This is a genomic window from Ectobacillus ponti, assembly GCF_024294785.1.
In the GTDB taxonomy this organism is placed as follows: domain Bacteria; phylum Bacillota; class Bacilli; order Bacillales; family Bacillaceae_G; genus Ectobacillus; species Ectobacillus ponti.
This window is the reverse complement of sequence record NZ_JANCLT010000003.1, coordinates 229,524-241,120: the sequence shown is the minus strand read 5'-3', so window position 1 is coordinate 241,120 and position 11,597 is coordinate 229,524. Positions and strand designations below refer to the sequence as shown.

The 11,597-nt window shown below is 47.9% G+C and carries 13 protein-coding genes; 2 read left to right on the top strand and 11 right to left on the bottom strand.

The window, feature by feature from the left end; translation table 11 throughout:
- Positions 1–5 precede the first annotated feature (5 nt).
- Positions 6–176 (bottom strand): cytochrome C oxidase subunit III, encoded by a 171-nt coding sequence (locus NK662_RS07355; RefSeq protein WP_254758272.1) that lies wholly within the window; start codon positions 174–176, stop codon positions 6–8.
- Between the two features lie 64 nt (positions 177–240).
- Positions 241–603 carry a DUF1360 domain-containing protein gene (locus NK662_RS07350; RefSeq protein ID WP_254758271.1) on the bottom strand — a complete coding sequence of 121 codons (363 nt, stop codon included), beginning with the start codon at positions 601–603 and terminating at the stop codon, positions 241–243.
- Positions 604–722: 119 nt separating this feature from the next.
- Here NK662_RS07350 and NK662_RS07345 point away from each other — a divergent pair, with 119 nt between their 5' ends.
- Entirely contained in the window at positions 723–1,142 is a 420-nt protein-coding gene (locus NK662_RS07345) for a CotY/CotZ family spore coat protein (RefSeq protein ID WP_254758270.1), read from the top strand.
- A gap of 55 nt (positions 1,143–1,197) precedes the next feature.
- On the opposite strand, the gene NK662_RS07340 is transcribed toward NK662_RS07345, so the two are convergent.
- Positions 1,198–1,716 (bottom strand): CotO family spore coat protein, encoded by a 519-nt coding sequence (locus NK662_RS07340; RefSeq protein WP_254758269.1) that lies wholly within the window; start codon positions 1,714–1,716, stop codon positions 1,198–1,200.
- 60 nt (positions 1,717–1,776) lie between these two features.
- Positions 1,777–2,517, bottom strand: a complete 741-nt coding sequence (locus tag NK662_RS07335) for a glycosyltransferase family 2 protein (RefSeq protein ID WP_254758268.1) — start codon at positions 2,515–2,517, stop codon at positions 1,777–1,779.
- Between the two features lie 164 nt (positions 2,518–2,681).
- Between NK662_RS07335 and NK662_RS07330 the strand changes: the two genes are divergently transcribed.
- Complete coding sequence (locus tag NK662_RS07330; RefSeq protein ID WP_254758267.1) at positions 2,682–3,647, top strand: NAD-dependent epimerase/dehydratase family protein; 966 nt, start codon at positions 2,682–2,684, stop codon at positions 3,645–3,647.
- A gap of 90 nt (positions 3,648–3,737) precedes the next feature.
- On the opposite strand, the gene galE is transcribed toward NK662_RS07330, so the two are convergent.
- The 7 genes from galE to NK662_RS07295 form a co-directional block, all read right to left on the bottom strand.
- Positions 3,738–4,724 (bottom strand): UDP-glucose 4-epimerase GalE, encoded by a 987-nt coding sequence (galE, locus tag NK662_RS07325; RefSeq protein ID WP_254758266.1) that lies wholly within the window; start codon positions 4,722–4,724, stop codon positions 3,738–3,740.
- A gap of 83 nt (positions 4,725–4,807) precedes the next feature.
- On the bottom strand, positions 4,808–5,812 hold the full coding sequence (locus NK662_RS07320; protein ID WP_254758265.1) for a glycosyltransferase family 2 protein: 1,005 nt from the start codon (positions 5,810–5,812) through the stop codon (positions 4,808–4,810).
- 17 nt (positions 5,813–5,829) lie between these two features.
- A complete protein-coding gene (locus NK662_RS07315) occupies positions 5,830–7,032 on the bottom strand; it encodes a glycosyltransferase family 2 protein (RefSeq protein ID WP_254758264.1) in 1,203 nt (400 codons plus the stop codon).
- Between the two features lie 34 nt (positions 7,033–7,066).
- Positions 7,067–8,173 carry a glycosyltransferase family 61 protein gene (locus NK662_RS07310; protein WP_254758263.1) on the bottom strand — a complete coding sequence of 369 codons (1,107 nt, stop codon included), beginning with the start codon at positions 8,171–8,173 and terminating at the stop codon, positions 7,067–7,069.
- A gap of 12 nt (positions 8,174–8,185) precedes the next feature.
- The gene (locus tag NK662_RS07305; protein WP_254758262.1) at positions 8,186–9,262 is read right to left on the bottom strand and encodes an NAD-dependent epimerase/dehydratase family protein; all 1,077 of its coding nucleotides are present in this window, start codon (positions 9,260–9,262) and stop codon (positions 8,186–8,188) included.
- A 156-nt stretch (positions 9,263–9,418) separates the two neighbouring features.
- Positions 9,419–10,399: a glycosyltransferase family 61 protein gene (locus tag NK662_RS07300; protein WP_254758261.1), complete on the bottom strand. Its 981-nt coding sequence runs from the start codon at positions 10,397–10,399 to the stop codon at positions 9,419–9,421.
- Positions 10,400–10,588: 189 nt separating this feature from the next.
- The gene (locus NK662_RS07295) at positions 10,589–11,590 is read right to left on the bottom strand and encodes a glycosyltransferase family 2 protein (RefSeq protein WP_254758260.1); all 1,002 of its coding nucleotides are present in this window, start codon (positions 11,588–11,590) and stop codon (positions 10,589–10,591) included.
- Positions 11,591–11,597: the final 7 nt, after the last annotated feature.

The following is an 11,597-nucleotide window of genomic DNA, read 5'->3' as shown; positions in this document are numbered from 1 at the left end:
AGGGGCTAATCATAGTTGCGCTGCGTCTGCTGGTCATCCTGGATAACCTGTTTCTTCTTGCCGCAGTTGCAGCCCTTCTTCTTTGTGTAGCCCTGCTGCTGCAGCTTCTGCATGGCTTGCTGGTGCATCTGGTGATACTGCCAAGGGCTGATTCCATGCTGTTGCCGGTTGTTCATCTGTCCTTCCTCCCCCTGATGGTTCCTCTATGCAGTATATGATGTACAGGCACACAATGTGTTCCTAATTTTCCTCTGTCAGCTTGCCGACAATTGTCTCAATGATCGCCGCAATCCCGGCCACGCCAAGCAAAAGCAGCAGCGGTTCCGCCACCTTTGGCATCATATAGTAGCAAAGGAGCAGGAAGGCGGTCACCCATACACCCGTACACCAGTAGCAGCTGAGCAGCTCGCCGATCCATCGCTGCAGGCCGCTCCCCTTAAGCTTCATATAAGTGGAAACCGAGCCATCCTCTTCGGGCACCTGAATTTCCTCAATAAATGGCGCGCGGATGAAGGCCGTAATCTTGTCATACACCAGCAGCCGCGTCAGCCGGAACGCCGCGAAGGAAAACAGCACAAGCAAAAACCAATGATCCATCAGCATCTCACCACTCCTAGCCATTTGCCCATTTCACAAAAAACAACCCTCACGCAGTAACCGATTATCCCCTGTTTCAATATCTTATTAATGTAAACCAAACTTAATGATAAGGAGTGAAATCAATGAGCTGCAACGATCATAATCACAAAGGCTCCAACTGCGTATGTGACATCGTAAAATTCATTGACAGCATCCAAGATGCGCAAGATGATATGGGTTGCCCTACCAGCTGCTTAAATCCTGTGCTTGGCGCTTCCCACAGCCATGGCATGATGCCGAATACACGCGTATTCTCCCTTTACGGTAAAAACGGCGATCTCTTCTTCGCAGAATTTCTTACAGCAACCTGCACAACCGATTCTTCTCAGTTTTTCCGTGTAGAGAGTGTGGATGACTGCTGTGCAGTGCTGAGAGTGCTGCGCCTGGTAAGCAACAACATGGCAGTTTGTGAATTTGAGGCAACAAAGCAATGCATCGTCGTGGACCTGAACTGCTTCTGCGGCATCGCCTGCATCGAGGATGTTTTTATCCCGGGCGTTTAATTTCTTGTAAACTTACAAACTATGAGGCGGTAGAGATTCTCTACCGCTCTCTCTTTTAGTACAGCCCGCGCATCTGAATGCTTTGAATCTCCCGCAGCGGAATCTCGACGGAGGAGAGCTGGTTCTGCAATTGGAGCTTTACCATTTCAGTTTCTTCCTTGTAAGATCTGATGTATCCCAAATGCTTCTGGCCGTTTGTCATAACCTCACACGGAATTTTTGGAATATAGTGCGGCAGGTGTAATACATATTGAATTTTCTCCTCTATGCTCATATCCTTGAAGGGCTTTCGCATGACGGCATCATCGGCAGCTATGTCCTCCCCATGTTCCTCTTCCTGCTGCACAGCTGTGTGCGCTGCACTCGGATTCTCCGCCCACGCAGCCGGTTCCTGCTCTCTTGCCTCTGCTGTGCCTGCTTCTATTTCCGCTGTTTCCTTCTTGCCGTTGCCTGCCGGCTTCCCCTTTTTAATGACAAAGGAGTGCTGCATGGGAGCAACCGGACGTTGAAGCTGCGGCTGCGCAATGTAGAATAGCGGGGACCGTTCTGTATCTGCCTGTTTTTTCTTGCTCATTGTAGTTCCTCCTGCCTCTTTAAATGTACATATATACTATATGCAAGGTCTCTCCAGACATTATTCAGAATCTTGTACAAAAATATCCTCGCTCATCCGTGTAACAACCGGGTGAAAATGCGTTGTTCTGGCTATATATCTCGATTTCTCCAACAGCTTGTGTTCCTGCAGGGTAGACGTATGATGTCCGGAATTCGAGTAACGAATGTAGGCATAGTTATACCTGGATGTGCTGTATGTCCGAAGGCCTTTCTGTACACACATTCTTAAAAACTCTGTATCTTCGCCAATATTCGTTGGTTTAAAGGAGAGATCAGGGAAGAGATCCTTTCGAAACAGTAAGGTCGCACCAATTAAGAATTTCGCGAACATCTCCTTTTCATCCTGGATATACGAAAACTCCACACCCTCCCGGAACAGAGTCAGGAGCTGCTGCCTGGCATAATAAATAAAAGCCGTGCTCTTGCCAATTACATCGGCCCCGCTCACCGCTATTCCCCTTACGGCCTCACTTAAATAGTACGGAGAATAATAATCATCATCATCAATTTTGGCTACATATGCATATTTGGCCCGGGGAATCGCAAAGTTATAGCACTCTCCCAGCGTAACCTGCTCCGGCTGCCGGAATACGGTGACATTCTGGTGCTTCTCAGCCTCCGCTTTCCAGCTCTCTATATTCATGCGGTCACTGTTCAGTACAATAATCATTTCCTTATCCGGATACTCTTGCCTTGTGTAGTTTGCGAACACATTCTCCATGGCATATTCCCGATTTGTACATACAATGAGAGAAACCACCCTACCCCTCCTTACCCAAACCATTCATCCATGTACCTTAATGTATGCAGGCAAGGCTGTACAATAGACGCACATTGCTGCATTTGCCCGAACCATTCAGGCTGTCTCTCATACAATAATAGCGGCATTCCCCGTGTCCAACGAACATGATGAGGTGAACAACTTTGAGTAAAACTATTATAATCACTGGTGTGGCCGGCTTTCTCGGTTCCCACCTGGCTGCAGCGCTTCTGCAAACGCCGGGCACGTCTGTCATCGGCCTGGATAACCTGTCCACCGGCAAGCTGGAGAATATCCAGGCGCTGCTGCAGCTTCCAAGCTTCCGTTTCATTCCGTATGACGTCGCCAATCCGGATGTGCTCCACATATGCGGCACCGCTCCCATCCATGAAATCTATCATCTGGCTTCCCCCGCTTCCCCCAAATTCTATCAAGCCGCTCCCTTTGACACCATCAGCGTGAACATCGACGGGACAAAGAATATGCTGGAGCTGGCAAGGCGGACCGGTGCAAAGCTTCTCTATACAAGTACAAGCGAAGCCTACGGAGATCCTGAGGTGCATCCGCAGGACGAAGCATACCGCGGGAACGTCAACACCTGGGGGCCGCGCGCCTGCTATGACGAGGCGAAACGGATGGGCGAGGTGCTCTGTTACTTGTACTTCTCTGCCTATCATGTTCCGGTGAAGGTGGCGCGGATTTTTAATACGTACTCCGCGGGATTGCGGAATGATGATGGACGGGTCATTTCCAACTTTGTCACACAGGCACTGGCGGGGCAGGATCTTACAGTGTATGGGGATGGAACACAGACACGATCGTTTTGCTATGTCACAGATACAGTGCGCGGATTGATGCTGATGATGGAGAAGGAGGAGGCAAACGGCGAGATGATCAATATTGGCAATCCGATTGAATACAGGATTTTGGACGTGGCGCATCTGGTAAAGCAGTTGGCTGCTTCCGGCAGCCGCATTACCTACCATCCGCTTCCGCAGGATGACCCGAAGGTGCGCCGGCCGGTTATTGAGAAGGCGAAGCGGCTGTTGGGCTGGGAGCCGAAGGTCACGCTGGAGCAAGGGCTTCAGCACACCATCTCGTCTTATCGGGCAAAATCCATAACCTCGTAAAAGCAATAACAAGGATGCCGCTTGTGATCCCGCACAGATTCCATGAACAATCTGTTGCAAGACAGCAAGCGGCATCTTGTATACTTCTCTCTAATTCTTATGCTTCCTCGCACCATTGCTGTGCCATTCCCAGGCAGAGGCAATCATGTCCTCCAAGGAATACTTAGGCCGCCAGCCAAGCTCCTGCCGGATTTTTTCCGCCGATGCCACGAGCCAGGCAGGATCTCCCAGTCTCCTCCCCTGCAGCACAATCTTTGCCTTTTTATGTGTGATTCTCTCGCATGCCTCAATAATTTGCTGTACGGAGTAGCCTGTATTCGTCCCGAGATTATAGATTTTGGCAACATTTTCATGCTCCAGCAGCAGTTTCAGCGATAACACATGCGCTTCAATCAAGTCAAGCACATGAATATAATCCCGTACACAAGTTCCATCGCTTGTATCGAAATCGTTCCCGAATACCGTTACATGTTCTTTCCCTCCCAGCAGGTGCAGCAGTACATTCGGGATTAAGTGCGTTTCAGGATCATGAACTTCCCCGATTCCCTCCAACCAGGCAGCTCCCGCAACATTGAAGTAACGGAGAATGACATACTGCAATCCATATGTGCCGGAGAAATCAGCAAGCATTTGTTCTATCATACGCTTGGAATGTCCATAAGGATTAATGGGGGCGAGCTGTGAAGACTCAACCAGCCCTTCCTTTTTGGCAATACCGTAGACGGCACAGGTGGATGAAAGAATGATTTTCCGCACATGATGCTGCAGCATTGCTTTCAGTAAAGTGAAGGAGCAAACAACGTTATTCTCATAGTATTGAAGCGGTTCCCGTACGGACTCTCCCACCAGACAGCTCGCTGCAAAGTGCATGACGGCCTTTACTGGGTATTGAGTAAATACAGAATGTAAAATGGCTGCATCTCCAACGTCACCTTCTATAAATACAGCATTTTTGTCTACTGCCCATCGATGCCCCGTCGAAAGATTATCCAGTACCACTACACGGAAACCCTGCTGCAGCAGACTCTTCACAGCGTGACTGCCGATATACCCTGCTCCGCCTGTTACAAGAATCATGCACTCATCCCTTTCATATGAGTCTGGAGGGGCGAAACAGTGAGGAAGCGAGGCGCTGTCACCCTGCTTCCACCCTGTACTGACTACCACTTATAATCCCAAACGCGGAAAAACTGTTCGTGTTCTGTCAGTCCATTCTTCCGCAGGTCATTGATAAATCTGCGGGAATTGTAATCTTCTCCCATTATGATAACCGCATCATATTTGTTATGCTTCAGCATATTGATTATTTTCCATTCCTGCTGCACCCTGGACAAATCGTAGTACTCTTGTACAGCCAATGCAGATGCGCTTTCCACATGCTGCTTAAAGAACGCAATTCCTTCGCTGGACCCTGCAAGCACCAGCTTGGGCTCGGTTCCCTTTTTATATTGCAGCAGTTTTCGAATGTATTTTGTGGAAATGTGGAGCAGTTCCTGGTTGACCTTACTGCCGCCGGAATGGGTAAGAGAATTTGTCACAATCCGGTACTCATAGAGGACGTGGGGAATTTTTTCAATCGGCATTTGTTCATAGAGCCGCAGCCATAGATCATAGTCATAGCTGATGCTGTATGCCGGATCATACATCCCCGCCTTCAAAAAGGCCTCTTTGGCATACATAACCGTTCCATGGCACAGATAGCACTGACGAAAACGATTATCGTACACTTCCTTCATGGGCAACTGAGTATTATATCCGTTCTCAATGGCTGCCAGGACATGGTCCGCCACCGGTACGGTTCCTGAAATGCTGCGGATCAGCGAAGAAACGCCGATGCGGTCAGGATGGGCCTGCATGTATCGAACCTGCTCCTCCAGCTTGGCAGGACAGCTGATATCGTCAGCATCCTGCACAGCAATCCATATTCCTTTCGCCCTCTCCGCTGCCATATTTAAGGAGCGGGCTGCCCCTTGATTTCTTTCAGAATGAATGATGATGACCCTTTCGTCTGTAATTGCATCCAGAATATGCTTTGTTCCATCCGTAGAACCATCATTTACAATAATGTATTCAAAATTTGTATACGTCTGGTTCAAAATACTGTTAATGCATTCTTGTAAATAGAGCTCTCCGTTGTACACGGCTGTTATGACGGACACCAACATGCTGTTTCGGCTCCCTTCTACAACTGTAACAGGTGATTCATGGTCTCAATGAGGTACGGATATTTTCCTGTCTGCTCTGCGTCCTGCTTTTGCCGGTACAATTGCTGCCAGGTATTCTCATTGAATTGTGCCGCCTGCCCCAATCGTGTAATTTGTTTGTCCTGTATCATGTGCTCAAGAATAAGGGAAAAGAAGGTGTGGTATGCCTGTTGTAATTCGATATACCGCTCACCTGTTTCTTGGCAAAAACGGGCATATTCCTTAACAAGCTGATCTGTAAAAAACCAATCCTTTCCGACCCACATCAGCGCCACGGCCCCTACATCAAAGTGAGGATGGCGCTTGTAGAAGGTGTAATAATTGGATACAGCCTCCTTTTGGTCATTTACAGGGTTGCGGGCGTGCTCCTGGTGGTACACGCAGCCGTTCGGGTTATCAATAATCTTGACCCCATTCTTATACAGGCGGTAGCCAAACTCCCAGTCCTCGCATCCATACCCTTGAAACCCTTCATAAAACTGACCTACTGCCTCCAGTTGGCTTCTTGTAAAGCTCAGCGCATGAGTAATGGCAAAGATCCACGGAAATGAAAAGCCATTTAGTTCATGGCCGAATGCCTTCACAATCTCAGGAAAGAAGGGCGTGGGAAAGGAAAGACCCTTGTACTGCTCCAGCATAAAGTCCTCTTTCTCAAGAAACTCCACCTTCCCTGTGTTTATTCCTCTCCCGACCTTTCGCTTCAATGCAAATTGGATATGACGGGGAAGCATTGCTTTATGTCTGTCTACAAATCTAAAAAACTCTCTTTTTTGCTGCGGCTGAAAGGTGTCCTCGTACACCGTGTACGCAGACCGATGATGAAAGCAGGTGGCCACACAAACCGGCTCGGCAGCCTGATGATACGCATAGTGCTCCGCCAGGAAAGTTGGACTCAGAAGCACCTCCGCATCCAGCATGACGATAATGTTCCCCTGTGCATGCTCAAGCCCGAAATTCTTTGCCTTTGATCTCCCCAGGTTGCTTGCGGGGCGGAGATACTTAAACTGAAAGGGAGGCTCATACTCCCGCAGTATCGGCGTTTCATCCGTAGAGGTATCATCTACAAAAATAACTTCCACTTTGGATAAATCAAACGTCTGGCCCTCAATGGCATATAACGAATATAGACATTGAGGATATTTATTATAGGAATTCATAATTACACTCATCTCAATTCCCAATGCGCTTCCTCCTTCACAAGGAGAGGCCGCCTATCTACAATTCTGCTTGCAGCAAGGTTGCCTCCAGTTCACTTATATTCATAATGAGATTTTCTCCCCGGTTGGAACCATCTGCATAGGTAACAGACCGGTCGCCCTCTCCGAGCAGGTAATAGTATTCTAAATTCAAATGGTTGCATAATACCCAATACACTACATTCACGTAGCTCGGCGCAAAAAACTCCAGCACCTTTGCGCCCTCTGGGGCAAACAGCAGATTTGCCAGCCCGGCGCCATGAGGGGCAACAATGAAGCGCGCTTTGGAAAAAAGGCCGATCTGCTCCTGCAATGACATGTCTTCCAAATACACAGTCTGAAAGGCAAATCGTTTCAGAAGTGCTTCCACTTCTCCTTCGTTGCCCACATGCCGGTGCTGCGCATGCTTGCGGCTGATGTAAATCCTCTCATGGCCCCCATATGGCGTCCCGTAAGGCAGCAATGCTTCTCTCAGATATTGACATGCCCACTTGGGCGGGCGGCCGGTATAGCCTGTCAAGGAAGGAATAAGAAGTGCCCGCGCTTCAATATGTGTGTGCGGTCCTGCATAAATGATTTTCTCTTGCCCTATATTCATAAGCTGCAATGTCTCTGCCTGAAACGGCAGGCTCTGGTCTACGTTGAGTACAATTTTGTCATACCGGACCCCTGACAGCTCCAAGAGGCGCAGGCGCGCGAGCACATCAAACATCCAATGATAATAGCCGTGCGCCATGCTGAAGGTGAGCACAGCGGCATTCCCGTAATACTTATGCAGCGGCGGCACCTTCTCTATATCGAAGATGGAGTGATGTCCGTTCTCTACGAAATATTCGTAGGAAAGCTCGAAAATCAAATCGTTGCTTGCAGTGATGGCTGTTCCGTACCTTCCCAGACACCGTCCATTATGCAGCATGGTAAGCGATGCAGGCGGACATACCCGATATTGTTCATCCGCAAACTGCCTGCAAATTGTGTGATATACAGACTTGGGGGACGTGTGCAGCGTCCCCTCCTCCAGCGAAAAATACGTACAAGCATCTTGGCTGCCCGGCTTATTGAGAGCAGCCTGCATCCATTGCTCAACTGTGTTGTATATGCGGATGGGTTTATTTGATTTATGCATGCAGCCTCACTTCTATGCCTCATTCATCCATCGTTCTCGATTATACTCATATATTTCTTCAAATATTTGACGGGTGGTGTAGCGCTGCCGCCAGTTTGGGTAGTGAGCTTTAAATTTGTCCAAGCTGCTCACATACCAAATGTGGTCCCCAATTCGCGGCTGGTCCACATAGGTGTACGCAAATGGATTCCCTGTAATCTCCTCACACAAATGAATGGCCTCAAGCAGAGAAATATTCCCGTCCCTTCCGCCGCCGAGGTTGTATACTTCCCCATGATGAACAGGATTCCGAAAGATGCAATCAAATGCATGAATCACATCAGACGAATGAATGACATCCCGAACCTGCTTGCCCTTGTATCCCAATATTGTGTATTCGCGTTTCGTAATGCCGCATTTCATCAAATAATTCACAAATCCGTGAAGGGCCACACCCGCCTGTTTCGAACCGGTCAGCACACCGCATCTGAGACTGTACGTTTTCATATGGAAGTACCTTCCATACTCTTGAACCAGGATGTCAGCCGCCAGCTTGGAGGCGCCAAACAAGGAATGCAAGCAGCTGTCCACAGACATTTCCTCAGGAATTCCTTTATGGTACGGGTGGTCTTGCGCCAGTTCCCAACGATGCTCCTGCTCCACAAAAGACAAAGAGTTGGGGCCGTCTCCATATACTTTGTTTGTGGAAGTGAAAATGAATACAGCCTCGGGACAATATATACGTGTCGCTTCCAAAAGATTCAGCGTGCCATTCGCGTTTACTTCAAAATCCGTATAGGGGTCTTTTGCTGCCCAATCATGCGACGGCTGAGCTGCCGTATGAATAATTAAGGCAATATGATCCTTATACTTGGCAAACAACTGATGAATTCCTTCCTTATGGCGAATATCCATGTTGAAATGAATATACTGATTCGGATATTGCTTCTCGAGGCGCTCCTTGTTCCAAATGGTTGAGCCCTCTGCCCCAAAAAAGCTTTGGCGCATATCATTGTCAATCCCCAGCACCGTGAACCCTTCCCGCATGTAAAATTCCGCTGCCTCCGAACCAATTAGACCGGCAGCACCGGTTATTAAGACAATAGACATACTTCCTCCTTATAATTGCGCCATAATCCCCTTGCTTCATCATACGTGCCGCTGCTCAAGGATTATGATCATTTATTCTTCTCCAACTGTACGATAACAGAGAGGAAAGCTGCCGCTGATATACCAAGCTTTCCATCCAAAAGTACAATCCAGCCATCAGATGCCAGCCAACTGGAGAGTATCCTTCAGCTTCTGCATGTCTACCTGTATATCCTCCCAGACATATGCCGGATAGACATAATCAGGAGGATGATCTCCTTCTCCAAACAAATAGTAATAGTCCAGATCTACATGATTGCTCAATACCCAATACAATCCATTGATATAATTCGGCGCGAAAAATTCAATCACTTTTGTACGGGGACTGCAAAACACAAGGTTTGTAAGTCCTCCTCCATGCGGTGCAACAACCACTTCGGCAGAAGCAAAGATATTCATCTGCTCCACAACAGACAATTCTTCCAGGACGACAGTCCTAAACCCCCTCTGCTCCAAAAAGGCTGCCACTTCATCTTCATTTATCACTCTTCGATGTCTTGCATATTTTCTTTTTATATATATCTTTTCATATCCGAAAACCTTGCGGCTGTAAGGTAGAAACCGGCTTCGCAAGTACCTGCAGGTCCACTTCGGCATATGCCCCAGATATCCTACTATAGACGGCACAATCAGCTTATGCGCCTGAAGATGAAGGTGCTCGTGGCACGTAAGAATGCGGCTCTGATCAATTCCCAGCAGAGCCAGCGTTTCTTGTTGAAACGGCCTGTTTCCCTTCATATTTAACAAAAGCTTGTTATAGGGGATGCCTGCCGCCTCCAGCATATGCAGACGGGCAATTACATCAAATAACCAATGGTAATAATAATCTGCCACGCTGGAAGTCAATACGGCAATACTGTCCCCATGCCACTCCGGATCCGGAACATCATTCTTTTGCAGAATGGAGTGCTGTTCCGGATGTGGTACATATTCATGTGAAAGCTCAAAAATCAGATGATTGTCATCTGTCATGATGCTACCGTGAGAACCGACAGCGCGCCCATTTTGTACGACTGCTATGGTAGAAGGCGGCATAGTGCCCTTACTTCCATCCCGAAACAGCCAATGCATGGCAGGGTAGATGGATTTGGGCTGCATATAGATGTTCCCCTCTTCCATCGCCAGATGAAAAAAAGCATTCTCATTCTTTGCTGGAATAGCATTATACCAATCTTTTGTATGAACATACATGCCATTATGCTTTTTCCAATTCCCGGTCAACTACGCTTATTCCCTCCTTGCTGCAAACAGGTATCTCCACATAAATGCTCCTATTCTGAAATACCATCAGTTAAACATTGTATAGACTCTGAAAATTTGATGGTTCAGTCTCAGACCGCTTTGCTCCATCCGTTCCACAAACCCTTCCGATTGATCATGATCCAGTACGAGCACAGCATCTATCCAGTTTTGGCTGATCAGCTGCTGAATCTCATGCGCCGGCGTATAGAAATTGGAAGTGCAGCCATATACAGAGAAACCAAGTCCTGGGATTACATGAGCTTGCAGGTGTTCGTATGCGGCTTTGCTGCCGATGATCAGCACCTTCAGCTTTCGGCCCAAGTTATAAAAGCAAATGTTCTGTACCCCTCTTAATGCAATCCAGTTAATCAGATTTTGGGTCCGCAGCGAATCGGCACGGGAAACAGAGTTGTTCCGAACACGATACCTGTACAGCGCTTGAGGAATGACCTCAATTCTCCCCACCTGGAACAGCCTGAACAAGACAAAATCATAATCCTCTACAACCGGCACGCCCGGGTCGTACTTTCCAGCCTGCATAAAAGCTGCTTTGGAAAACATAATCGTAGGGGTCGCCACCGGGCAGCCATGAAAGCGTTCCCTGTCAAGCTGGTCGTATGTCAGAAATCCATTATGGTACCTTTCTGTTCCCTGTACGTGCTCGGAATTTACCGATCCATCCTCCGGAAAGCATTGAATTTGTGAGCAAGCTCCCACAAGCCATGGATGAGACTGAATATATTTCACTTGCTCTGCCAGCCGGTGCGGCAAGCTAATGTCATCTGCATCCTGAACTGCAATCCATTCGCCCTTCGCATGCTCCACTGCTGTATTTCTGGCAATGCTGGTTCCTTGATTTCTTTCCAGGTGAATGACCCGAACCCTTGGATCGCGGATGCTGTCAAGGATTGCTCTTGTTCCATCAGTTGAACCGTCATTCACGATAATATATTCAAAATTTTGATATGTCTGAGTCAGGATGCTGTTGACGGCCTCCCACAAATACTTTTCACCGTTGTAAACTGAAGTAATAACAGAAACTAGCAAAATGATA